Annotated in this window: 24 protein-coding genes and 2 pseudogenes; 9 read left to right on the forward strand and 17 right to left on the reverse strand. The window is 71.3% G+C overall.

Translation table 11 applies throughout. The annotated features are described in order from the left end of the window. Nucleotides 1-113 precede the first annotated feature (113 nt). Nucleotides 114-518, reverse strand: a complete 405-nt coding sequence (locus LG634_RS07755; RefSeq protein WP_226732899.1) for an FKBP-type peptidyl-prolyl cis-trans isomerase — start codon at nucleotides 516-518, stop codon at nucleotides 114-116. 203 nt (nucleotides 519-721) lie between these two features. Here LG634_RS07755 and LG634_RS07760 point away from each other — a divergent pair, with 203 nt between their 5' ends. The 3 genes from LG634_RS07760 to LG634_RS07770 all read left to right on the forward strand — a co-directional run bounded on the left by LG634_RS07760 (nucleotide 722) and on the right by LG634_RS07770 (nucleotide 2,876). Further along, nucleotides 722-1,420 (forward strand): 2-phosphosulfolactate phosphatase, encoded by a 699-nt coding sequence (locus tag LG634_RS07760; RefSeq protein ID WP_226732900.1) that lies wholly within the window; start codon nucleotides 722-724, stop codon nucleotides 1,418-1,420. Between the two features lie 13 nt (nucleotides 1,421-1,433). After that, nucleotides 1,434-2,432: a S41 family peptidase gene (locus LG634_RS07765; protein WP_226732901.1), complete on the forward strand. Its 999-nt coding sequence runs from the start codon at nucleotides 1,434-1,436 to the stop codon at nucleotides 2,430-2,432. Nucleotides 2,433-2,600: 168 nt separating this feature from the next. After that, nucleotides 2,601-2,876, forward strand: a complete 276-nt coding sequence (locus LG634_RS07770) for a hypothetical protein (RefSeq protein ID WP_226732902.1) — start codon at nucleotides 2,601-2,603, stop codon at nucleotides 2,874-2,876. 118 nt (nucleotides 2,877-2,994) lie between these two features. Here the strand turns inward: LG634_RS07770 and LG634_RS07775 are convergent, their stop codons facing one another. After that, nucleotides 2,995-3,900: a LysR family transcriptional regulator gene (locus LG634_RS07775; RefSeq protein ID WP_226732903.1), complete on the reverse strand. Its 906-nt coding sequence runs from the start codon at nucleotides 3,898-3,900 to the stop codon at nucleotides 2,995-2,997. A 70-nt stretch (nucleotides 3,901-3,970) separates the two neighbouring features. Between LG634_RS07775 and LG634_RS07780 the strand changes: the two genes are divergently transcribed. Continuing rightward, nucleotides 3,971-4,582, forward strand: coding sequence for a short chain dehydrogenase (locus LG634_RS07780; protein WP_226732904.1), 612 nt, complete (start codon nucleotides 3,971-3,973; stop codon nucleotides 4,580-4,582). Between the two features lie 185 nt (nucleotides 4,583-4,767). On the opposite strand, the gene LG634_RS07785 is transcribed toward LG634_RS07780, so the two are convergent. Beyond that, entirely contained in the window at nucleotides 4,768-5,097 is a 330-nt protein-coding gene (locus LG634_RS07785) for a hypothetical protein (protein WP_226732905.1), read from the reverse strand. 174 nt (nucleotides 5,098-5,271) lie between these two features. Between LG634_RS07785 and LG634_RS07790 the strand changes: the two genes are divergently transcribed. From LG634_RS07790 to LG634_RS07805, 4 genes are all read left to right on the forward strand, one after another. Beyond that, nucleotides 5,272-5,694, forward strand: a complete 423-nt coding sequence (locus LG634_RS07790) for a hypothetical protein (RefSeq protein ID WP_226732906.1) — start codon at nucleotides 5,272-5,274, stop codon at nucleotides 5,692-5,694. A 41-nt stretch (nucleotides 5,695-5,735) separates the two neighbouring features. Then, the gene (locus tag LG634_RS07795; RefSeq protein ID WP_226732907.1) at nucleotides 5,736-6,311 is read left to right on the forward strand and encodes a GNAT family N-acetyltransferase; all 576 of its coding nucleotides are present in this window, start codon (nucleotides 5,736-5,738) and stop codon (nucleotides 6,309-6,311) included. Nucleotides 6,312-6,468: 157 nt separating this feature from the next. Continuing rightward, nucleotides 6,469-8,205 carry an FG-GAP-like repeat-containing protein gene (locus LG634_RS07800; RefSeq protein WP_226732908.1) on the forward strand — a complete coding sequence of 579 codons (1,737 nt, stop codon included), beginning with the start codon at nucleotides 6,469-6,471 and terminating at the stop codon, nucleotides 8,203-8,205. A 139-nt stretch (nucleotides 8,206-8,344) separates the two neighbouring features. Then, entirely contained in the window at nucleotides 8,345-8,764 is a 420-nt protein-coding gene (locus LG634_RS07805; RefSeq protein WP_226732909.1) for a VOC family protein, read from the forward strand. 63 nt (nucleotides 8,765-8,827) lie between these two features. Here the strand turns inward: LG634_RS07805 and LG634_RS07810 are convergent, their stop codons facing one another. Continuing rightward, on the reverse strand, nucleotides 8,828-9,502 hold the full coding sequence (locus LG634_RS07810; protein ID WP_226732910.1) for a GNAT family N-acetyltransferase: 675 nt from the start codon (nucleotides 9,500-9,502) through the stop codon (nucleotides 8,828-8,830). A gap of 219 nt (nucleotides 9,503-9,721) precedes the next feature. Next, nucleotides 9,722-10,288: a hypothetical protein gene (locus tag LG634_RS07815; protein WP_226732911.1), complete on the reverse strand. Its 567-nt coding sequence runs from the start codon at nucleotides 10,286-10,288 to the stop codon at nucleotides 9,722-9,724. A 219-nt stretch (nucleotides 10,289-10,507) separates the two neighbouring features. Here LG634_RS07815 and LG634_RS07820 point away from each other — a divergent pair, with 219 nt between their 5' ends. Further along, a complete protein-coding gene (locus tag LG634_RS07820; RefSeq protein WP_226732912.1) occupies nucleotides 10,508-11,383 on the forward strand; it encodes a hypothetical protein in 876 nt (291 codons plus the stop codon). Nucleotides 11,384-11,592: 209 nt separating this feature from the next. Here the strand turns inward: LG634_RS07820 and LG634_RS38575 are convergent. The 12 genes and pseudogenes from LG634_RS38575 to LG634_RS07885 form a co-directional block, all read right to left on the reverse strand. Then, a pseudogene (locus LG634_RS38575) lies at nucleotides 11,593-11,917 on the reverse strand (zinc-binding dehydrogenase). 100 nt (nucleotides 11,918-12,017) lie between these two features. Further along, a pseudogene (locus LG634_RS38200) lies at nucleotides 12,018-12,250 on the reverse strand (helix-turn-helix domain-containing protein); the annotation flags it as partial. Nucleotides 12,251-12,535: 285 nt separating this feature from the next. Continuing rightward, entirely contained in the window at nucleotides 12,536-13,447 is a 912-nt protein-coding gene (locus LG634_RS07840) for an ABC transporter ATP-binding protein (RefSeq protein WP_226732914.1), read from the reverse strand. Continuing rightward, on the reverse strand, nucleotides 13,447-14,475 hold the full coding sequence (locus tag LG634_RS07845) for a FecCD family ABC transporter permease (protein WP_372482386.1): 1,029 nt from the start codon (nucleotides 14,473-14,475) through the stop codon (nucleotides 13,447-13,449). The genes LG634_RS07840 and LG634_RS07845 overlap by 1 nt, the downstream gene beginning before the upstream one ends. An 81-nt stretch (nucleotides 14,476-14,556) precedes the next feature. Continuing rightward, nucleotides 14,557-15,510 carry an ABC transporter substrate-binding protein gene (locus LG634_RS07850; RefSeq protein ID WP_226732916.1) on the reverse strand — a complete coding sequence of 318 codons (954 nt, stop codon included), beginning with the start codon at nucleotides 15,508-15,510 and terminating at the stop codon, nucleotides 14,557-14,559. 146 nt (nucleotides 15,511-15,656) lie between these two features. After that, nucleotides 15,657-16,640 carry a PLP-dependent cysteine synthase family protein gene (locus tag LG634_RS07855; RefSeq protein ID WP_226732917.1) on the reverse strand — a complete coding sequence of 328 codons (984 nt, stop codon included), beginning with the start codon at nucleotides 16,638-16,640 and terminating at the stop codon, nucleotides 15,657-15,659. Next, on the reverse strand, nucleotides 16,637-17,779 hold the full coding sequence (gene hisC, locus LG634_RS07860) for a histidinol-phosphate transaminase (protein WP_226732918.1): 1,143 nt from the start codon (nucleotides 17,777-17,779) through the stop codon (nucleotides 16,637-16,639). Before hisC ends, LG634_RS07855 begins: the two co-directional genes overlap by 4 nt. Beyond that, nucleotides 17,776-19,320: an MATE family efflux transporter gene (locus LG634_RS07865; protein WP_226732919.1), complete on the reverse strand. Its 1,545-nt coding sequence runs from the start codon at nucleotides 19,318-19,320 to the stop codon at nucleotides 17,776-17,778. Before LG634_RS07865 ends, hisC begins: the two co-directional genes overlap by 4 nt. Beyond that, complete coding sequence (locus LG634_RS07870; protein ID WP_226732920.1) at nucleotides 19,317-20,297, reverse strand: ornithine cyclodeaminase; 981 nt, start codon at nucleotides 20,295-20,297, stop codon at nucleotides 19,317-19,319. The genes LG634_RS07865 and LG634_RS07870 overlap by 4 nt, the downstream gene beginning before the upstream one ends. 50 nt (nucleotides 20,298-20,347) lie before the next feature. After that, on the reverse strand, nucleotides 20,348-21,742 hold the full coding sequence (locus LG634_RS07875; protein WP_226732921.1) for an alanine racemase: 1,395 nt from the start codon (nucleotides 21,740-21,742) through the stop codon (nucleotides 20,348-20,350). Nucleotides 21,743-21,918: 176 nt separating this feature from the next. Then, nucleotides 21,919-22,443 (reverse strand): peptidylprolyl isomerase, encoded by a 525-nt coding sequence (locus LG634_RS07880; RefSeq protein WP_226732932.1) that lies wholly within the window; start codon nucleotides 22,441-22,443, stop codon nucleotides 21,919-21,921. Nucleotides 22,444-22,893: 450 nt separating this feature from the next. Then, a partial coding sequence (locus tag LG634_RS07885; protein ID WP_226732922.1) for a hypothetical protein occupies nucleotides 22,894-23,264 on the reverse strand: 371 nt, incomplete at its 5' end.

A 23,264-nucleotide genomic window follows, 5' to 3' on the forward strand; every position in this document is an offset into this window, starting at 1 on the left:
GCAGCACGCTATGCCGCGTCCTGCGTGACCGGATCAGGCCCGAGGCCCGGGCACTGCCCGGCCTTGGACGTAGGACCTCCGGACCACGCGCGGCCGGGACCCGAACGGACCGGTCAGCCGTTGCTCCACCCGGACGTGCCGGAATACAGGTCGACCAGGTCCACCACGAAGACCAGGGTCGAGCCGGCCGGGATCAGCGGCGAGGGGGACTGGTTGCCGTAGCCGAGCCGCGGCGGGACGATGATCTCGCGCCGGCCGCCGACCCTCATGCCCCGCACCCCCCGGTCCCAGCCCTTGATGACCCTGCCGCTGCCCAGCGCGAACTTGAACGGCTCCCCCCGGTCCCAGGAGGCGTCGAACTCCTTCCCGGACGCGAAGGTCACCCCGACGTAGTGGACTCTGACCACCATCCCCGGCTTCACCTCGGCCCCGTCCCCGACGACCAGGTCCCGGATGACCAGCTCGGCAGGCGCCTCGCCCTCCGGAACCTCGACCTCGGGCTTCGTCCGTGCGTCCATTCCAGCCCCATCGCTCTCCGCCGGCGGCCCCCGCAGGGACCGGCCGGACACTCCGTACGGCAGGTGATCACGCTACCGACCAGGGCCCGGGCGCCGGCACCCGACCGGCGTGGAGCGGCCTCCGTTCCCGGCTGCCGGAGCAGCGACGTGAGGCGGATCACCTTCCCTGCGCTTCGGAGCGGGCATACGCGATCATGAACCGAATGGACACTCGATTCCTCGGCATTGACGAACTGCCCGAAGTCCCGACCGTGGCAGTCGTCATCGACGTCATGCGTGCCTACACCGCGGCCGCCTGGGCTTTCGCGCAGGGCGCGGAGAAGATCGTCCTCGCCGAGTCGCTGGACGAAGCCCTGGCTCTCAAGGCCCGCCACCCGGACTGGGTGGCGCTCAAGGACGGCCCGCCCGCGCCCGGGTTCGACGCCGTCAACTCCCCGGGCCTGCTGCGGACCGTCGACCTCGGCGGACGGACCGTCGTGCAGAAGACCACGGCAGGTACCGTCGGCGCCCTCGCCGTCAAGGACGCGTCGCTGGTGCTGTGCGCCGGTTTCGTCGTGGCGGAGGCAACGGCACGGCTGCTGCGCACACACGGGGGTGACAGCGTCACCTTCGTGGTCACCGGCGAAGCCGGCCGAGCCGACGAGGACCTGGCGTGTGCGCAGTACATCGCACGGCGAACCACCGAAGCCGATACGGATGCAGCCGAGTTCCTCCGCCGCGCCGCAGCGTCACGCGCCGCCACCGAGCTGGCGGAAGGCGTGCGACAGGGCGTGCACCAGGACGACATCGCACTCTGCCTCGAACTCGACCGCTTCTCCTTCGCCATGGTGGCTGCCCCGGAAGGCCCGCTCATGGTCCTGCGCCCGCACACCGTGGCCCCGCCGGCCGCGAGGATGCGGTGAGGGGCCGAGACCGGTGAGCAAGAAGAGGCAGGGGGCGCCGGTGCGCGGGTCGGCGGCGGTGTGGGCCGGGGTGGCCGGGATGGTGCTCGGGGCGGTCGCCTGTTCCGGCCCGGACCGGGAACCGATGGCGGACGGCGCGCGGACGTATCTGGAGGGCGTGCTCGACCTCATGGAGAGGGAGTCCCTGCTGCGGTACGAGGCCGACTGGGCGGCGGTGCGCGGGGCAGCCGTGCGGCGGGCCGAGCAGGACCGGGCTCAGACGACCGCGCAGACGTACCCGGCGATCCGGGAGGCGCTGCGCGAACTGGGCGAGAGGCACAGCACGTTCCTCGACCCCGGCGCGCCACATGACGAGACGCCCGAGCCCGCCGCGGAGCTGCCCGTCGTCGACCTGCTGCCGGACCGGATCGCGCACGTCACCCTCCCGTCCGTACCGGACGAGCAGGCAGGCGCGGAATACGTCCGTACGGGCCGGGACGCCGTGGCCCGGGCGGCGGCCCGGGGCGCCTGCGGATGGGTGGTCGACCTACGGTTCAATCCGGGCGGCGACATGTTCCCGCTGCTCGCCGCCGTCGGTGCGGTCCTCGGAGACGGCACGGTCGGCTCGTTCGTCACCCCCGACGGCAAGCGGACGCCCTGGGTCGTCCGCAACGGCACCCCCGCCGAGCAACTGCCCACCTGGGGCCCGGCCCGGCCGCTGCCCCGCCCCGCGCCACCGGTGGCCGTGCTGACGAGCGACCGTACGGCCAGTGCCGCCGAGGCGGCGGCCATCGCCTTCCGCGGCCGCCCCGACACCCGGTCCTTCGGTGAGACCACCCGTGGCCTGACGACGGCGAACGAAGCCCACCGCCTCCCCGACGGCGCGATGCTCCTGCTCGCCGGCGCCCACGAAGCGGACCGCACCGGCAGGATCCACCGAGGACCGCTGACCCCGGACGAACAGCTCGACGAGGAACGCGCCCTCCCCGCCGCCACGAAGTGGCTCTCCACCCGCCCAGCCTGCCGCCCCTGACGGCCCGCCGACGGGGCGCGGATCCCGCCCGGATCCCGCCCCTCGCGAGCACGGCAACCCGTCTCCGCGCAGTCAAGGATTTCCCGCCGTCGGCGTGTCCGACATGACGGGAATGGCCGGTTCCTCGGTGGTCAGGCCCGGCGCTGTCCGGTGGGATGAAGGAGACGGATGCGTGTCCTCGCATCCGCAGCCGCGATCCGAGGAGCCGCCGTGTACCGCACCTCCGCGTTCCGCCTGCGTTCCGCGCTCGTTGCCGTCGCCGCAGCCGCGGCCCTCACGGGCGGTGCCGCCGTCGCCCAGGCCGCACCCGCCCCGCAGGCACCCGTCCTCGTCGGCTACTACCCCACCCTGGAGGACTGCTTCGACGCCGGCTCCCAGATCGTCGGCGAGCACGGCTGCGTCTTCGTCGGCGCCCGCGGTTACGCGCTCTACGTCTACGCGTGACGGCCCGCCGCCCGATCGCCGTCCGGGCGCAGGAGCTCTGAGTGCGGGATCCGAAAGCTGTACTGCAACAACCTGCACTGGCTCGGCCACGTCCGCGACAACCTCTGGTGCGACCTGTTCAAGCTCTGACGTCCCTCCGGCCGGGAACGGGCGGCGCCGTCCCGGTGGCGGGAAGCACGGCACGTGCATGGGCGCGGAACGCGGCGGTGGCAGGGTGGCCGGCCGCGGCAGGAGCCAGGAAATGCACCGTGACGGGCCCGGCGTCGGTCAGCGGCAGGTAGCGCACCGCGGGATGGGGGTGGCTGTGGCGGGTGGCCTCCGCAGTGAGCCCGACGGCCTCGCCGGTGGCGATGGAAGTCAGCCACTCGTCCACGTTCGAGACGGTCCGGGTGGCCTCCGGCCCGCCGCCGGCCGGCCACAGGGCGCCGCTGGTGGTCGCGGCCGTCGCGCACAGCGCCACGGTCCGGCCGGCCAGCTCGCGGAGGGAGACCTCGGGGCGGACCGCCAGGGGGTCGTCCGTGCTCACGGCCGCGACGCGGGGTTCGCTGTACAGCGGCAGGACGGCCAGGTCCGGCGCCGTCCGCTCGGGCAGCGCCCGCAGGAACACGGCGTCGACGGACCCGCGCACCAGGGCGGCGTAGGGGTCCGCCAGGTGGTGGGCCTCCACCGGAGTGCGGGGGTGGTCCCGGCGCCAGCTCCGCAGCAGCTCGACGGTGTGCGCGCCGAGGGCGGCCCAGGCGAAGCCGATGCGCAGCGGCCGGGTGGAGCCGGCCGCCTCGGCGAGGGCGTCGTCGAGCTCCCCGAGGATGCGATGGGCGCGTTCGTTCAGGCGCTCGCCCTCGGCCGTGAGGGCGAGGCTGCGCGTCGTCCGTTCCACGAGCCGGGTTCCCACGCGGCGCTCCAGCTGGTCCAGCGTCCTCGACAGTGCGGGCTGGCTGATCCGCAGGACCGCCGCGGCTCCGGTGATGGTCCCCTCGTCGCCGATGGCGGCCAGCGCCCGCAGGTGCCTGAGCTCGACATTCATAACCATGGAGCATAACTCCTGCATGGAAGGCATTTCCCGGGCAGCAGGCCGCGTGCCTAGCATCGGGCGCATGCGTATTCTCCTGATCGGCGCCGGCGGTCTTCTCGGCTCGGCCGTGCACCGGGCACTCACCGACCGCGGCCACAAGATCGTCACTGCCGGGCGTTCCGGCGGGGACCTGCGGTACGACATCACGGACCCCGAGCAGATCACCGCCCTGTACGAGGCCGCCGGGCGGGACGGTCACCTCGACGCGGTGGCGAGCGCCGCCGGCTCGGTCCCTTACCGGCCGGTGGCCGAGATGACTCCGCAGGACTGGACCGCCGCCTTCCAGGGCAAGGTGCTCAGCCAGGTCGAACTGGTCCGCCAGGGCCTGGACCGGGTGTCGCCGCGCGGCTCGTTCACCCTGATCACCGGGGTGCTCGCGCGCAGCCCGATCGTCACGGGCACGGCGGCCTCGCTGGCGAACGGCGCGGTGGAGGCCTTCGTCCGCGCCGCGGCGATCGAAATCGCACCGCAGCGGATCAACGCCGTCAGCCCGACCGTCTTCACCGAAGCCCTGGACGTGTACGGCGACTTCTTCCCCGGCTTCGCCCCAGTGGACCTCGCGGAGGTGGCCCAGGCGTACGTGCGCTCCATCGAGGGCGCGGAGACCGGCCGGATCTTCGAACTGGGCGCGTGACCCGCCGGCCCCGCGGCGTGAGCGGGGTAGCACTGTCCCGCCCGTGCCCGCCGGCCGATCCCGCGTCGTACAGCGGCACCGTGCGCGCAACGCCGTACGGCCCCCACCTGCGCGGGTGGGGGCCGTACACGTGTCGACCCGGTCGGGTGCCGGGGGACTCCCGGCGCGCGGCCGGTGGCGTGGTCCTACGAGGCGCAGGGCGGCGGGTTTCCGATGGCGCGGATGGCGGCACTCATCGCCACGTAGCCCTCCAGCGTATCGGACTTGATCCAGTAGGTCGTCCCCTGCGTCTCGTAGCCCGTCGTGTAGCAGACCGCGTCGTATCGCCGGGTCGAGGGTTCGACGGACCCGCGCCTTGAGTCCTCGTTCTTGGGGTCAGCGACCAGGGGTACCGCGCCCACCACCTCGAAGGTGGCCGAGGTCTCACTTGCCATGGCGGGAACCGCCGCCATGGCAAGCGTTCCGGCGACCGCCACCGATCCGGTCACAGCTGCGACGATGTGCTTGACGTTCATTGGATTTCTCCCTTTTCGGTCCGCTTTCGGTGAAGGGAGATTATGGAGATGGCAAAGAACGGGCCATGTCCCGCGGGGCAGTCGTCCACGCAGGCGGTCCAGGGCCTCTCCGGCGGGTCTTCCGGCGGCCGAGGCGTAATCTGGTGATCGATCCGACGGGCGGAGGGGGCGCGGATGGACGTCGAGCGAGTGCATGCTGCCGTGGCGCTTCCTCCCGGGTCCTGGTGGGACTGGGACGTGGTCGTCTGGAACGGCGGGCAGCTCACCCTGGCTGCCGGCTACGACCTGACGTACCACCACGGCCTGGAACTGGCCTTCGGCGAACCGCTCTTCGTCAGTTGCCCCTCCGCGTTCCACGATCCGAGCTTCCGCGCCCCGAACACGGCCGAGCTCAGCAGGCTCACGCGTCAGTTCGGCGAGGAGCCGCCCGTCGTGGTCGCCTTCGAGGCCGACGCGGGCGGGCAGGAGCCCGTCCCGTGCCTCATCGCCGCCGAGCGGCTCGACATCGTCGAGGAATCCGTCCTGCGGTACTGGCGCGAGGACGCGGCCCCCGACCAGCGCTTCGCCCCCTGGGTACGGCCCCCGGAGCGGCCGTAGGGACCGTCGTTCGGCTCGGCCGGGCTCGCTACGCTGTGATCATGAACCCGGCCACGAACAGCGGTGCGACCACCGAGCCCGTCCTCCTCGACGCCACGGACCTGGCGTCCGACCCCGGGCTGACGGCACGGTTCGCGGAGTCGGCCCACCGGATCCTCGCGGACCTGGTCGCTGGGGGCGCCGCGCTGGGCTGGGTCGAGCCGCCCTCGCGGACCGAGGTGACGCACCTCCTCGACCCCGTCCTGTCCGCGGCCCGGGCCGGGGACGCGGCCCTGCGCGCCGCCTACGCCGACGGCCGGCTCGTCGGTCTGGGGTACTGGCTCCGCTACGCCCGCGAGACCCACCGGCCGCACGCCGATCTGGAGAAGATCGCGGTCGCGGCCGACGCCCACGGCCGTGGCATCGGCCGCGCCCTGACCGCCGCCTTGATCGCGGACGCCCGAACCGCGGCGATCGAGGTCCTCACCCTGGACGCCCGTGGCGACAACACCCACGCCCTGCGCCTCTACCAGGCCCTGGGCTTCACCGAGTACGGCCGCCTCCCCGACTTCGTGGCCGTCGGCGAGCACCGTTACGACAAGGTCTTCTGCATGCTGGACTTCCGCCCACATCCCTGACCCTTGGCCGCCCCCACGAGGGTGGCCGCCGACCGACGATGCGGGTCCCGGTACCTTGATCAGTATCGAACGCGCGCCCGAGCAGCCTCGGGCGGCCGGCGGCCGGAGAGTGCGGCCCGCCGGGTTCGTGCACGAGTACGAGACGGGGGACATGCAGATGACAAAGAACGTGAAGGGGCGCGCGCGGTGGGGGACCGTCGTGGTGACGGCCGCCGTGCTCGGCGGGGCGGGCATCCTCCCGCAGCCCGCGGCGCAGGCCGCACCGGAGCCGCAGGCCGCCGCCGCAGGATCCGGACAGCGGATCGTCTACGCCGAGGCCGGCGAGGAGGCCGGCCGGAGCACGTACCGGCTGGTGTCGGTGGGGACGGACGGCTCCGGCCGCCGCGTCCTGCGCCCCACCGGAGCGGGCCTGCCCGCCGGGGTCCCGCTGACCAGCCCGGTGTTCTCGCCCGACGGCAACCGGCTGGCCTTCATCGCCGGGGACGGCGTCCCGGACATCTGGACGGCCGAGCCCGACGGCTCCCGCGCCCGCCCGGTCCTCAAGGACGTGAAGGTCCCCGGCGGAACCCTGGTCCAGATCACCTGGGACGTCGAGAGCGACGCGCTCCTGCTGGGCTTCAAGCCCGGCGAGGGCGTACGGCAGGTTCCCGTCCGCCGGGTCGGAGCCGACGGCAAGGGCCTGACCACCATCTCCGCGAACTGGGGCGACGGGGTCCTCTCCGACCCGTCGGTGTCCCGGGACGGCAGCATCACCTTCAGCGACGACGGCTCGGTCCGCCTGGCCCACGACGGCTTGGCCGCTCAACTGCCGGTCGACCGGGGAGATCAGCCCTTCACCTCCTCCGACGGCCTGACGACCGCCTACCTGCGGTACGGCCAGGTCTTCGCCTACGACCACATGGCGTCCACCGAACGGCAGATCACCGACGAGCCGGGCGGTGCCAGGCACCCCGTCCTGTCGGCCGACGGCCGCACGGTCATGTACCTGGCCGGCAAGGACCGCCGACCCACCCTGCACTCCGTCACCCGGCCGGGCGGTGCCGGCACCCCGGTGCCCGGCGCCGGCAGCGCCGAGGGCCGGCCCTCCTGGGTCCTGCCCCGTCTCGCCCCCGGCCCCCGGCCGAGCTACGACCTGACCGGCGACACCACCAACGACCTGGTGGCCCGCGACCGCAGCGGAGTGCTGTGGCTCTACAACGGCGCCGTCGGCTACTTCTACCCACGCAAGCGGATCGGCGCCGGCTGGAACGTCTACCGCACCCTGAACGCGACCCCCGACATCACCGGCGACGGCCGCGCCGACCTCATCGCCCGCGACGGCTCCGGGACGCTGTGGCTCTACCGCGGCACTGGGAAGCCGAACGAGCCCTACCGGCCCCGCCAGCGCGTCTCCGGCAGCTGGGGCGGCTACACCTCGCTGACCACCTCGCCCGACCTCACCGGCGACCTGCGCCCCGACCTGCTGGCCCGCGACGGCTCCGGGACGCTGTGGCTCTTCCCCGGCACCGGCAAGGCCGCCGCACCGTACGGGCCCCGGATGCGGGTGGCGACCGGTTGGAACACGTACGGCACCGTCTCCGCCACCGGTGACGTGACCGGCGACCGCCGGGCGGACCTCGTCGCGCGCGACGCCGCCGGCGTGCTCTGGGTGTTCCCCGGCACCGGCCGGGCGGACGCCCCCTTCGGCCCGCGCACCAACGCGGGCTCCGGCTGGGGCGGCTACACCGCGCTGGGCACCATCGGCGACACCCACCGCGACCGCCTCGGCGACCTGCTCGCCCGGGACGCCGCCGGAGTCCTGTGGGTCTTCCGCGGCTCGGGCGACCCGAAGAAGCCGTACGTGAAGAAGTACCGCATCGGCGCCGACTGGAACCTGTACGACCGCCTCGCCTGATCCGCCGACCGCCCCGCCCGCACGGCTCCGGCAGCCGGCGGGCGGGGTTCCGGGCGACTACACCCCCTGGCCCCCAGGTCCGAGCCGCAGTCCGCTGCGATCGCGGCCGTTTCGAAGAACCCGCCCCGGAGGTGACCGCATGGCCCGCCCTGCCAACGGAACGCTGCACCACGTCGAGATCTGGGTGCCCGACCTCCACCGTGCCGTCGCCTCCTTCGGCTGGCTGCTGGAAGCCCTGGGCTACGATCCGTTCCAGAGCTGGAACGACGGCCGCAGCTGGCGGCTCGGGACGACCTACCTGGTCTTCGAACAGTCCCGGGCACTCACCGCGGACCATCACGAGCGTTGCCGACCCGGGCTGAACCACCTGGCATTCCACGTCCAAGACCGTGACGCCCTGGACGCTTTGGTCACCGAGGCCCCACAGCACGGCTGGACCCTGATGTTCCCCGACCGGCACCCGCGCGCAGGAGGCGAGCAGACCTACGCCGCCTACCTGGAGAACACCGACGGCTTCGAAGTCGAACTCGTCGCCGTCAGCCCGTCCGAACCCGACTGAAAGCGGTCACCACAGCCGCGGCACCCCACCCGGACGCCGTCCCCAGGGCGCACGTTCCGCTGCTCAGGGAGCCGCCGGTCCCCGGGCGATCACGACGTCGGCTGCGTGGTGCCAGCCGAGGGCGGAGTAGAGGCGTTGGCCTTCCTCGCTCGCGATGAGAAGGCCGGTACGGGCGCCCCGGGACACGGCGACCTCGGCCAGGGAGCCCATCACGGCGCTGCCCAGGCCGCGCCGGCGGTGCGCCGCGTGCGTCTCGATGCGGTCGGCGACCGCATCGGCCCCGACCACGGCGACGGTGCCCCGTGCGGCCACCTCTCCGGAGGGCGCGCGGAAAGAGACGACCGTGACCGGACCTTCCGTCCGCACCTCGAGCTCGTACGGCGCGGCAGCCTCGTGCACGGGGTGTCCGGCCAGGTCGGCCGTCATCAACCACTCGGCCCGGTGGACCAGTTCCAGACCGGCCGCCCGGACCGCGGCTTCGACTGCGCCCGGGTGCTGCGTGGGTACGGTGAGCCAGGTGCTCTGCCGGGCGGCGGCAACGGTCGCCGCCAGCCGCGCCAAGGACTCGGGCTCCTCGTCCGCCCGCAACGCGAACACCTCGACCTCACGGCCGGGTTGGCCGCACGCCGACCGCAGGCCGTCCCCGGAGGCCCCGACCTCCTCGGCCGCGGGCAGGGCACGGGCCACCGTCCAGCCGTCCAGCCAACGCCGTGTCAACTCTGATTCGATCTTCCCCATCCGGCGATTAGAGCACGCCGTACCGGCGATCCGACCGACAGTCATCGATGCCGGAGACCGGCAGTGGCCTGCCTGGGGCCAGGGTTCCTGAGGGCGGCTCCGTCCTCGGCCCTGACGGCGACGTGGAACTTCCCGGCCGGCGTGCCGGCACCAAGCAGTCTCTCGCCGGCCCGGTTCCCGGCGAGGTGTCGGCCTGCTGATCGCACGAGCCGGTCGCCCCTACTCGTGGGGTATCGCCTCGACCCGGTCGACGCAGTCGTCTTCCATGCCGGACAGCTCAAGACTGCCCCTCTGCTCCCCGTCCGCCTCGTACGGCCGGAACTCGACCAGTGCAGTCCAGTGGCGCTTCTCCAGGACGTGCAGGGCGTGGAACACACGGCCGTCCTTCTCCTTCCGCACCCGAGGCCGCTGGGCCTGCTTCCAGCCCCGCGCCTCGAGGGCCTCCGCGCCCGCGGCGACGTCGTCCACCGTCACGGACTTCTCCGCGGACCCGAAGCCGACGTAGTGCATCCCGCACTCGGAGAGCGGGTTGCCGCCGGGCGCGGTCGCGGCGGCGTTGGTGCTGGGCATGGTCCAGTCCCCGCGCGAGGTCCCCACCTGCTCGGCCACCGCCGTCAGGGCGGCCTTGACGCTGTTCGGCCCGAAGGGCCTGGTGGCCTCGGCCGCCTTCGTCGCCGCCGCGGCCCTCGCGTCGGCGTCCTCCCCGCTGCACCCGGTCCCGCCCATCGCCAGGGCGATCAGCAGTGCCGCCCCCGCGCCGTACCGTCTCCTGCTGCCGCGCACCACGTGTCGTTCCCCCCACCCTCCGTACCGGACCACCCCGCACAACGGCCCGGCGGTCCGCAGAGTGCCACACCCGGGACCACACAGCGACCTTACCCGAATGCTTGTCCCCGTACTCGTTGGCTCAGAGATCCTTTCTCCATAAGCTCCGGCAGTGGAATCTCTTAATTTTGAGATATTTATTCCCCGTGCGAGAACGATCAGAAAAGGAACTCTGAAGCTATGGAACATCCCCTGGACAAGCTCTTTCGAGAGGAAATGCAACGCCCTCTCATGGAAAAGGCGTGGCAGGAGTATCTCAAAAATCAATCAGTTCTGACAGTCGCCTTCAATCAGGAATTGGCCAACCAGGGAACGGCTGTCGCTGCAAAATGGGCGGACGTCAAGAAGCACTACCGCCCCAGGGATGCGCGATACGAGAACATGCTCAAGGGGAAGTTCCTGGACGAGATGTGGCAGAACTTCCTGCAGAGTCAGAACCTGGACACGTTCAAGCAGCAGTTCCTCGCGCTCAAGCGCCAGGAATTCCAGGCGGCCATTCATCAGAACCCGCAGGCCGTGCAGGCTGCCGTGCAGAGGAGTCAGGCCGGTCAGAACCACCTGACGCAGGCCAACCAGCAGGTTCCGGTCCAGGGTGCCACGGTGTGGAATCCCACGGGCGCGAACAACAACTGCGTCCATGTGTGCGTTGCATACATTCTGGGCGGGGGCGGTGCGGGATTCACCGCGGAGCGGGTTGCGGAGACTTACGGGATCCCCGTGGCCTCTCCGGGGACGCTGGGTATCGACAACGCCGATGTGCTCAACCTCGTAGTGAAATGCGGCCTGTGGAAAAACCCCCAGGAATACACCGATCTGGAAATGCTGAAGACGGAGCTCGACACGCTGGCCGCCGGCGAGGACCCGCTCCGTCTCGGCTACCACATGCTCGTGTACAGCCGCGGCGGATCTGGTCATGCAGTGATTCTGAACCTGAAGCTCGGCGCGCGGGAATGGATCGAGCCGCAGCTGTCCGTTGGCGCCAATGTGGCCGACATCGAGGGAATCGCGGCCGGTGGCGCCGAGTGGTGGCTCCTTCTGGGGCCCTTCTGGAAGTGACCCGGAGTCCGTCATTCCGTCGGGGGTGACAGTCGCGAAGTCGGGGGAGAATGCCATGGGCCTCGGTGGAGATCGTGACCACCACCGAGGCCACGGCCGGAGGGGTTACCGGCTCCCGGCGAACCCTTGCGGAAGCCGACGACCGAGCGGGGACCCCGGCCCGGAGGCGGCGCCTCAGGGAGGCCGTGGTGGGTGTCCGTCATCCGCGCTCAGGGTACGAGCACGATCTTGCTGCGGACGCGTCCGCTCTCGATCAGCCGGTGCGCCCGGGCGGCTTCGGTGAGGGCCAGGGTCTCCTCGACGAACGGCCGTATGCCGGCACGGTCCACCAGATCGGCGAAGCCGGCCGGGGTCGGCCGGGGTCGGCGCGAGGAAGTACTCGACGAACCGCACGCCGTTCGCACGCGCCTGCTCCTGCACGGCCGTCCGGTCGACTCCGACGCCGACGACGTCGATGAGGATGCCGCCCCGCTTGAGCGTACGGAGCGACCTCGGCCCGTAGTCGTTGCTGATCGTGTCGATCACCACGTCCACCTCGCGCAGGTCGGTGAAGTCGGCCGTCGAGTAGTCGATCAGTTCGTCGGCGCCTAGCCCGCGCAGGAACGCGTGCTTGGCCGTCCGGGCCGTGCCGATTGGCGATGGCGCGGGTGACGTGGGTCTTGGCGGTGAGCGGGCTGATGAACAGCTGCGCGGCGATCTGGTCGTTGGACAGGCCGGTCGCGATCAGCCGGGTCACCTCGCGTTCCCGCGCGGTGCCAGGGCGGCGAAGACGTACTCGTCGGTCTCGAACGTGGTGAGGACGATGACCCGGCAGTCCGTCAGTTCACGGTCCTGGACGATCGTCCGGGTGGCGGTGAGTCCGTCGGTGGCCCGCCCCGCCCGCCCGGTGGCGGCGCCGATCCGTACCGTGAGGACGGCGGAGGCGGCGCCGACGGCCGGCAGGGCCGCCGGGAGCAGCCGGCCGGCCGTGCCGTGTACGTACCGGCTGAGGGTCTCGCTCACCATGGAGTACCCCGGGTTGAGCGTTTCCAGTGCAGCCATCGCCAGGGCCCCGGCGCCGAGCAGGACGATCGGAGCCCGCCCTCCCCCTGCCGGTCGCGTGTTCGTCGACGTCAAGCCGTCCTCCTCGGTGTCGTTCCGGTGATCCAGAACCTACGGAGGGGGCGTGGGCGTCGTCGTCCCGATGTCGGCCTCCGGTCGTACACCGGTCGGTGTCGTCGCCCGGCCGGCTGCACCGTTCGGTGTACGGGCGGCGGTGGTCGTGCGTGCGGCGGTGGCAGTGGCCGTGGCCGTGGCCGTGGCGGTCAGGTAGGTGACGCGGAGGGCGCCGGTGGCGGGTTCGCGATCGACGAGCACGTCGACTCCGTACACCGACCGGATCAGGTCCGGGGTCAGTACGGTCTCCGGGGTGCCCGCGGCGACGACCTGTCCGTGGTCGAGGACGACGACGTGGTCGCAGTACCGGGCGGCGAGGTTGAGGTCGTGCAGGGCGACGACGCAGGTCACGTCCAGAGACGTGAGCAGTTCGAGGAGTTCGAGCTGGTGGCGGATGTCGAGGTGGTTGGTGGGTTCGTCGAGGAGGATCTCCCGGGGTTCCTGGGCGAGGGCGCGGGCGAGTTGGGTGCGCTGCCGTTCCCCTCCGGAGAGGGTGTGCCAGCTGTGGTGCTGCTTGTCGGTGAGGTCGGTGCGTTCCAGTGCTGCGTCGACGGTCCGCCGGTCGTGACCGGTCAGCGCGTCGAAGCGGCCGCGGAACGGTGTACGGCCGAGTTCCACGACCTGGCGGACGGTGACGTGGTGGTGGGCGGACACGTCCTGTTCGACGACGGCGAGCCGTCGGGCCAGCACTCGCCGGTGCAGGTCGTTCAGAGGGGTGTCGTCGTAGCGGACGGTGCCGGTGTCGGGGCGGCGCAGTCCGGCGAGCAGGCGCAGGAGCGTCGACTTGCCCGAGCCGTTGGGGCCGAGGAGGCCGACGGTCCGGCCGTCGTGGGCGGCCATGTCGATGCCGTCCAGCAGCCGGTGGCCCTTGACCGACCAGGAGAGCCGGGTGGTGGTGATCGTGCCCATCAGGACTCCAGACGCTTGAGGATCAGCGCGAAGGCGGGCGCGCCGAGGAGCGCGGTGATGACGCCGGCGGGCAGTTCGTGGGGGGAGAAGGCCGTCCGGGCGAACGCGTCCACCCAGATCAGGAAGATGGCGCCGCTGATCGCGGACAGGGGCAGCAGGGTGCGGTGGGTCGGGCCGGCCAGGATGCGGACAGCATGCGGGACGAGCAGTCCGATGAAGCCGATCGCGCCGGAAGCGGCGACGGCGGCCGCGGTGGTCACGGAGGTCAGCACCATCAGCCAGACGCGGGCCGCCGTGACGTTGATCCCCAGGGCGGCGGCGGAGTCCCAGCCGAAGGTGAAGGCGTCGAGGGCGGGTGCGAAGAAGTGGATGGCGATCACCCCGGTCAGGATGATGACGACGGTGACGGTCACCCCTTCCCACCGGGCGCCCCCGAGCGTGCCGAGCAGCCAGTACGTGAAGCCGCGGGTGGAGTTCGCGTCCCCGCTGACCATGAGCACGACCGAGGTGACCGCGGCGAAGAACTGGGACACGAGCACGCCCGTCAGCACCACGCGAGAGGGGCTGGAGACGCGGCCCCCGCCCAGGAGGAGCAGGAGCAGGCCGAAGGAGAGCAGTCCGCCGGCGAAGGCGCCGGAGGAGAGGGAGATGCTGCCGCCGAGGCCCAGCAGGAGTACGGCGACCGCGCCGGTGGAGGCGCCGGAGGAGACTCCCAGCAGGTAGGGGTCGGCCAGCGGATTCCTGGTCACCGCTTGCAGGACCGTGCCCGAGACCGCCAGCGCCATGCCGACGGCGGCAGCCAGCAGCACCCGCGGGAAGCGCGACTCCCAGACCAGGGCGTCCAGCAGTCCGGGCAGGGGCGGGGTGGGCGCGACGGAGCCCAGGCCGATGTGCCGCAGGATCGTCGAGACGACATCCAGGGGCCGGATGTCCGCGCTGCCCAGCAGCGAGGCCGTGACCACGGACATCAGCAGTCCTGCGCCGGCCAGGACGAAGAGCACTGCGGTCGAGGTGCGCCGCCGGCGCACCGGAACGGTCTCACGGCCGGTGAGGGCGGTTCCGGTGGGCGCGGCGGTCTTGTGTGGACTCGTTGTCATGATGGCGGCCGGTCACCCGAGCCTGTTCAGGCCGTCGACCAGGGTGGGGACGACGGACGCGCTGCCGTAGCCGGGATCCATGTGGGAGCCGGGGACGGAGATGAACCGGTCGCCCTTGACCGCGGCGAGCTTGCTGGTGAGAGGGTCCTTCTTGAGGAGTGCGATCTTCTCCTCGGCGGTGTCGTTGGGCTCGCCCCGGGTCAGGTCGGCCAGGATGATGACGTCGGGATTGCGGGCGGCGACCTCGTCCCAGCTCACCTCCGCCCACTTGGTCTTGGCGTCGGCGAAGATGTTCTCGGCCCCGACGAGCTGCGAGATGTGCTGCGGCAGGCCACCCGGGCCGGCTGCCCACGGAGTGCCCTCGTAGGTGGAGTAGAACCACATGACCTTCAGCGGAGTGTCCCGCTTCTTGACCGCGCGCAGCGCCTTCCGTACGACGGCCTGCTGCTCGGCCGCCAGTTTCTCCCCGGCGGCGGGCACGTTCATGATCTTGCCCAGTCGGCGGTACTCCTCGTACAGCATGTCGAAGTTCGCGCCGGCCACGCTCTCGTGGAACGAGCAGTCGAACTCGGTGAGGTAGGTCGGCACGCCCAGGTCGTGGAGCTGCTTGCGGTCGCCGGACTGCTCGGCGGTGAACATGCCGGCGAAGGAGCCGTAGACGAAGTCCGGTTGTGCTTCCAGCAGCTTCTCGTTCTTGATCTCCTGCCCGGGCGCGGACAGGAGCGGAATCTTCTTGTACTGCTCGGCGATCGCGTCGGGCGTCTTCTCGATCTCGTAGCCCGAACCGGCGATCCGGTCGCCCACGCCCAGGTGGATGAGGATCTCGGCGGCGCTCTGGTTGAGGGTGACGGCCTTCTGCGGCGGGGCCTTGTACGTCACGTCGGTGCCGCAGTTCCTGAGGGTGAACGGGTAGGCCGTCGCCGCGCCCTGCTGCTTGGCCGCAGCGGGCTTGCGGTCACCGGACACGGGCTCCGCAGTGCATCCCGCAAGCGCGAGAGTCACCAGAGTCGCAGTCGTTATGGTTGTCATTTTCATCTTCATGGCAGGAAGGTCCCAGTTCGTTTTTCACGGGCAGGGGGAGAATGGTTCAAGCAGCCGGTCGCGGCCGGGAGTTACTGCAGCATGGCGGCGAGCCTGCGGGCGACCTGCTCGTCGAACAGCCCGTTGGCGGTCATCCAGTCGTCGTTGAAGACGGTCTCCAGGTACTTGTCGCCGCCGTCGCAGACCAGCACCACGATCGTGGTGCCGGGGGGCGCGGACTGCGCCCGCTCCAGGGCCTTGTACACCACGCCGCCGGCCGAACCGCCGATCAGGACACCGAAGTTCCTGGCCAGGTAGCGGCAGGTCTCGAACGCTTCCGCGTCGCTGACCTTGATCCCCTCGTCGAAGACCCCGTAGTCGACGACACAACCGATCTCCGATCCCTCCGGCGTACCCGTCCCGGACTGGTGGTAGGGTGCGCCCGGGCCGCCGAAGACGACGGAGCCCACCGGCTCGACACCGATGATCTTCAGATACGGGATGCGCTCGCGCAGGACGCGGCCGGTGCCGCAGAGCGAACCGCCGGTGCCGACCGCCCCGTACAGGTAGTCGATGTCGTCGCCCAGGTCGTCGTGGAGCTCGCGGGCGAGCGGCCGGTAGCCGTTGGGGTTGCCGATGTTGCGGTGCTGGGCGGTCCAGAAGGCGCCGTGCTCGGCGGCGAGCCGCTCCGCCGTGGTGTCGCGTTCGGCGGTGGCGAGTCCTTCCTCGTCCCCGGCGACGTTGAGGATGTCGGCGCCGTACGCCACCATGCCCCGCAGCTTGTCCGGGCTGGAGTGGTTGTCGACCACGGCGGTGAACTTGTACCCGCGTTCGGCGGCGATGAGCGCCAGGCCGAGACCCGTGTTGCCGGACGTCGACTCCACCAGCCACCCGCCAGGGGCGAGGAGCCCGGCCTCCTCCGCCTCGTCGACCATGTTCCTGGCCATCCGGATCTTGGCGGTGCCGGTGGGGTTGAACTGCTCCAGCTTCAGCAGGACGGTCGCCCCGCCTGCCGCGACGGGCAGCTTCAGCAGCGGCGTCCGCCCTATCAGTTCGGACATCTTGCTGGTGATCATCGGTTTTCCTTCGCGCAGATCCCGGTCAGACACCGGACGAAGACGTCGTTGTCCCCGGGAGTCGACAGTGAGGCTCGGATGTAGGTCTCGTATCCGGGCTCCCGCCACGCCTTGACGATGATTCCGGCGCGGTGGAGCTCCCGGGCGACACGGTCGGCGGGCCGGCCGGTGTCGATGAAGAGGAAGTTGGCCGACGAGGGCACGACACGCAGTCCCGATGCGCGCAACCGGTCGCCGACCCTGTCGATCTCCAGGGCGGTGCGGCGGACCGTCTCCGCCAGGTGCGCGTGGTCGCCCAGCGCGGCGATTGCGGCCTGCTGGGCCGGATGGTTCACGTTGTACGGCGTACGGACCCGGTCCAGGGCCTGGACCAGCGCCGGGTCGGACGCGATGCCGTACCCGACGCGGACGCCCGCCAGGCCGTAGGCCTTGGAGAAGGTGCGCAGCACGATCCACGGCCGGTCCAGCCCGCGCAGGGCTTCGAGGCCGTCGGGGTAGCCGGGACGGGACCGGGCGAACTCCCCGTACGCCTCGTCGAGCACCAGCAGGGCCGATTCGGGGGTCGCGGCCAGGACGTGCTCCAGCTGCCCGGCGCTCAGCACCACGCCGGTGGGGTTGCACGGGTTGGCGAGGAAGACGAGCTTCGGGCCGCCCGCCAGCGCCGTGCTCCAGGCCTGCGCGTCGAACCCGAACTCCGCGGTGACCGGGACCTTCTCCACCCGGGCGCCCATGACGCGGGGGAAGGTCTCGTGCAGGCTGAACCCGGGCGCCTGGGTGACCACCAGGTCACCGGCGTCGAGTACGGCCTGGCACAGCAGCTCGAGGATGTTCTCCGATCCGTTGCCGAGCACGACGCGCTCGGCGGGCACGTCCAGAGCCGTCCCGATCGCCTGGGCAAGCCGTCTGCCGGTGGGGTCGGGGTAGCGGGAGACACCCTCGGCAAGGGCCAGCCGCACTGCTTCGGCGACCCTCGGTGACGCACCGAACGGGTTCTCGTTGTTGGACAGTTTGATGACGCGGCCGGAGCCGCTGAGGGCGGCCACCTCGTCCGGGTCGGCGCCCGGGTCGTAGCGCGGCAGACCCGCCACTTCCCGGCGGATCAGGGAAGCCGACGCGGCATGGGCGAGGGCGTGGTTCATGGGGACTCCGGTTCCGGAACGGGTGCGCTGGAGGCGGCTCGTCGGAGCCGGCCGACGCGGCGCAGGAAGGCGGTCATGAGGAGGGCGGACGTGGCCGCGAGGCCGATGGTCTGGCCGATCCAGACGCCCTCGACGCCCCAGTCGGCACTCACCCCCAGCAGGTAGCCGGCGGGCAGCCCGATCAGCCAGTACCCGACGAGAGAGATCCGGAAGGGACCTGCGGTGTCGCCGATGCCGCGCAGGATGCCGTTGCCGATGTTCTGCACGGCGTCGAAGACCTGCATGAGCGCGGCGATCATCAGTCCGGTCACGGTCAGGGCGACGATCTCCGCATCGCCGGCGTGCTCTGCCGAGATGAACAGGGACACGATCGGGTTCGGGATCACCAGGTACGCGACGGCGATCACCAGCGTCGCGATCACACCCCAGGCCGCGCCGAGCAGCCCCGTACGGCGTGCCGTGGCGTAGTCTCCGCGGCCGCCCGCCTCGCTGATGTGGATGGACGCCGCGTGCGACAGACCGGCGGAGATCATGAAGACGATGTAGACGATCTGGTTCAGCACGGTCTGCGCGGCCAGCGCGTCGACGCCGAGGGTGCCGATGACGAGGGTGAGAACGCTGAAGAACCCGGCCTCGGAGGCGTAGGTGCCCGAGATCGGCAGGCCCAGGCGCCAGACGGAGCGGACCGCGTCGCCGTTCCACCTCCACGCGTCGGGCGAAGCGAGATGGGGACGCAGGGTGCTGTCGCGCAGGATCACCGCGACGAACGCCAGGAAGGACAGGACGAACACCGCGACGGTGGCGATCGCGACGCCGACGAATCCGAAGGCGGGCACGCCGAACGCACCGTGGATCAGGACGTGGTTCAGGCCGATGGTCGCGCCGATCGACACCAGGGTGATGGCCAGCAGCGGGCCGGGCCGCTTGAGGCCGGTGGTGAAGTGCCGCAGTGTCTGGAACCACAGGCAGGGCAGCATGCCGGGCGCAAGGACCATCAGGAACTCGCCGGCCTTGTCGACCACCGCCTCGTCCTGGCCCAGCAGGACCAGGAGCGGACCGATCAGCCAGAGCGCCGCGCAGAAAGCCACCCCGCACACGGTCGCCCAGAAGAATCCGGCGAACAGCAGCGCGCCGACGCGCTGCCGGTCGCCCTGCACCCGGGCCTCGGCCACCAGGTTGCTCACACCGGTGACCAGGCCCGTTCCGGTGGTGCGCAACTGGTTGAACAACGCGAGGGCAAGGCCCGCGGCGGCGATCTCGAGCGCGCCGAGCCTGCCCAGCATCACGATGTCCACCGTGGTCAGGGCGACGTAGGCGAAGTTCGTGAGGATCAGGGGGAGCGCGAGCCCGAGCAGTGCGCGGGAGTTCCGGGCCCACCAGCGGGCGCCCGTCGGGGCCGTGGTGGTCGTACTCGTCGTGCCGGTCGTGCCGGTCGTGCCGGTCGTGCCGGTCGTGCCGGTGGTGCCGGCCGTGCCGGTGGTGCCGGTCGTGTCGTTGGTGTCGGTGGTGCCGGTCGTGTCGTTGGTGTCGGTGGTGCTCACCAGAAGTCGGCCCTTTCCCCTCGGCCGGCGGCCAGTGCGAGGTCGGCGACGTACCGGCCGAGCGCGGCGTCGGTGACCGCCATGCCGCTGTTGTAGGCGAAGACCACGTCGTCCGGACGGCGCCGGGCGGGGGAGCGGCCGAGCAGGATGTCCGGCAGCTGGGCGTCCACCTGCGGCAGGCTGCCGTCCGCATTGCGCAGGTCGTCGCACGTCGCATGCATCTGGGCGGTGTCGGTGGCAATGCGGTAGTCCGCGCCGTGGCACACGTCGGCGTGCACTCCGTACCCGAGGAGCACCGCGACCGAGCCCGGCTTCATCCAGTCCCGCCGGACCTCCTCGCTCGCGGACAGGCCGGAGGCGCCGATCACGATGTCGGCATCCGCGGTGGCCGCCCGGAGGTCCGTGACGATCTCCACCTCACGGCCCTCGACACCGTCCCGGACGGCGCGCAGGCCCTCGGGGAAGGTGCCGAACACCTGCAGCCGCTCCAGCTCCGGCATCGCCGCCACCAGCATCGGCAGTGCCGCCTGCCCCTGGACGCCGGTGCCGACGACCAGGGCGCTTCGTGCGTCGGGGCAGGCCGCGCGGGCGAGGAGGGCCGTGGTGGCCGAGGACCGCAGCGGTCCGAGCTTCACCACGTCCATCAGCGCGATGGGTGCGCCGGTGGTGTCGTCGACGAGGAATACGAACGAGTGGAACCGGTAGCCGTCGCGGCTGCGGCGGGGGTCGAACTCGTAGACGGCCTTGAAGCAGACCGTTCCGCTGCCGCCGTCCCGCGCCACCATCGAGTAGCTCAGGGAGCGGTGGCCGGGATCGTCGATGATCGTCTTGACCGGGTTGTCCGAGCCGCCTTCCCGCAGCGCGCGGTAGGCGTTTTCGACGACCTCGATCACCTTCCGGCGGTCGAGGTCCAGTCCTTCCTGCTGGGACTGCGGCAGCAGCCACAGCTGCCCGGGTGGAGCGTACGGGGGTGCCATGGGGGGCTTCTCCTTCATCGGCTTTTGCATGAGGTTGTTTCGAGGGCGCATCAGATGCCGTCCAGTCGCCAACGCGGCCTGGCACCTTCGCCACCGAGCCGGATCACGGCCTTCGACGGCAGGGCGGCGTCGTGGAACGGCGATTCGTTGGAGTCCATCTGGTAGCCGGCGGTGTTGAGGTAGACCAGGTGGTCACCACGTCGGACGGGCCGCGGGAAGCCGATCTTCCGCCAGGTCACCATGTCGCTCTCCAGGCAGGTCGAGCCGGCGACACAGGCGGGGAACACCTCCGCAGCGCCGGGCCGGGCGGACAGCAGCAGCGGGTCGGGGAGGTAGTCGCTGTTGAACCACTGCTCGGAGAGACTGAAACTGCTGCCCGCGACGGTGACGATCGCGTACCCGCAGGCGTCCCGCCGGTCGTCCACCTGCTGGACGCGGTACATCGTGAACCCGGCCTGGTCCAGCAGGGCCCGGCCCGGCTCGACGACGAACCGGATCCCGTGGCGTGCCGCCTTCGCCGCCAGGGTCTGCCCGCCGTCGACCGGGTGCGCCATGATGGCGCGCGCCGCCTGGGCCGCGGGCTGCCCGCCGTACGGATAGAAGCCGTTGAAGTCCTTCGCCCCGTGGTAGTGGGCGGGTTCGTTCTGGCGGAGGAAGTCCTCCCAGAGCTGGGGTTCGACGTAACGGACCGGCAGACCGCCCCCGATGTCGACGAGTTGGGCGGAGGGCGAGCCGCGCCGCCTGGCGTCGAGGCAGTGCCCGATCATCTCGTTCGCCGCCGTCGCGCGTTCCGCCGTGGAGTAGCCGTTCAGGTGGAAGGAGAATCCCCGGAGGCTGATGTGGCCGGAGAGTTCCCCGCACAGGCCCACGGCGGCGTGACGCTCGGCAGCGGACAGCCCGAAGCGGCTTCCGGGTTGGGCAGTCGTCCGGGACCGCAGCAGGACGTTGGCCTGCCGCTGGGCGAGCCGCGCCGTTGCCGCGAGGCGACGGAGTTCGCTGACCGAGTCGACGGCAACCAGGCAGCCGTGCTGCACGGCCAGGCGATGCAGCGCATCGTCCTTCTCCGGACCGGATATGCCGATCCGGTGTCCTGGAACGCCGCCTGCCAGGGCCTTGACCAACTCGGGCGCACCGGCGACGTCGACGCCGATGCCGAGGGCCGCGGCCGACGTGACGTAGCAGTCGGCCTTGTTCGCCTTCTTGGCGAACAGGATGTCGGCGGCGGCGCCCGCCTCGGCGAACGCCTGCCGGAGCCTGCCGATGTTCTCTTCGAAGATCTCGGGCAGTACGACGTGCAGCGGCGAGCCCAGACCGTCCAGGAGGTCGGTGAGCAGGGCGCGATGGTCCGCCAGCAGGGCGGAAACCGAGGGATGTCGGAGTGCGGGAAGCGCAAAGGGCCGGCCATGGGCCGTCGGGCGCTCCAGCACCTGTCGTGAGGTGAGCACCCCGTACTTCTATACGATTATGACACTCATTTTCAATACGGAGCTGTCGTGGGGGCCCCGCCTATATGAATGAAAGGGATGAAAAGGGAGATATTGATGCCCTCGCGGGCGGCTGTGCCGAGTTCGCCCTCAGCTCGGCACAGCCGCGGCCGCGACTTCGGGGCGGGCGGGGAGAGTCAGTGACGGCAGAACGGCCGGACCCGGAGCAGCTCGGTCCGCAGGACGGGTGTGCCGTCGACCGGCGCGGGGTTCTCCGCGGTCGGCTCGATTCCCCCGGCGGCGGTCTTGTCGAGCGTCTCCAGGCCGTCGGTGCCGACCGTGCCGAACACCGTGTAGTTCGGCCGCAGTGCGGAGTTGCCGTAGACGACGAAGAACTGCGAGCCGTTCGTGTCGGGACCGGCGTTGGCCATCGCGAGCACACCGCGCTCGTACACGCGGCGCACGCCGCTCGGATCGGTCGGTGCGGGGGGCAGATCCACCGGCAGCTCGTCCTTGTACTTGTATCCGGGCCCTCCCTCACCGGTACCGGTGGGGTCGCCGCACTGCAGGACCTTCAACGTCGGATAGGCCGTCAGCCGGTGGCACACCGTCCGGTCGTAGAACCCGTGCCGCGCCAGGTGCAGGAAACTCTGCACCGTGCACGGTGCCTTGGCCCGGTCCAAACGCAGGGGGAGCGGGCCCTGACTGGTCGGAACAGCCATGTCGACCGTGCCGCGGCTCGGGGTGCGCCGCGGGTCGGGCGGCAGCGGAACGGAGCGCGCGGGCGGCTCGTCCGGGGTCTGCGTGTACTGGCAGGGGCCGTGCGTGGTGCGCGGCGGAGCCCCGTCGGAAGCGACGGCGACACTTCCCCCGGACACCACTAACGTCACGGCCGCGCATGCGCTGATCAGTGCTCGGTGCATCTTGTGTGCCCTCCCGATGATCGCCAGGTGTGGAGCGGTCGCAGTCTAGGTCGTGGTGTGCGGCGGGAACGGCCGACGGCAGGAGGTCGGCGCGTTCTCGCCCTTCGGCGGACCGCTGCCGTCGATGACAGGCTGTACGTGCAATCGAGCCTGCGTACGCCGGGCCGGGCGCGATCCGGCGTGCGGACCGCGAGGCTCCGGTGTTGCCCGGGCGCGGCCATGGCGGCTCGACGTCGCCCGCCCGTCGCCCTACCGGTCTGCCTGCGGCTCGCGCAGCCAGGGGGAGAGCCACCAGGCCTCGCCGGCGGTGGTCGCGGTCGGCTCGCCCGAGATCCGCAGGGTGAGGTTGTCGTCGAACGCGATGTCGAGCGACCCGTCCGCGTTCTGAACCGCGCCCTCCACGTGCCGGTTGTTGAGACGGACCAGCTCCGGCAGTGGATTGTCCGGGTCCACGGCCGCCCCGGGGCCGGCCTCGCCCGCCTCCGTGATCCGCCAGTCGGTGTCCAGGTAGAGCCGCATCTCGCGCTCCGGGTCGCTCTCGGTGTCGAGGAAGGTCAGGAAGGGCCAGGCCTGCCGCTCACCCACCTCGACGACCAGCGTCCCCGGCAGCTGCTCAACGG

It is taken from the genome of Streptomyces bambusae, assembly GCF_020532645.1.
In the GTDB taxonomy this organism is placed as follows: Bacteria; Actinomycetota; Actinomycetes; order Streptomycetales; family Streptomycetaceae; genus Streptomyces; species Streptomyces bambusae.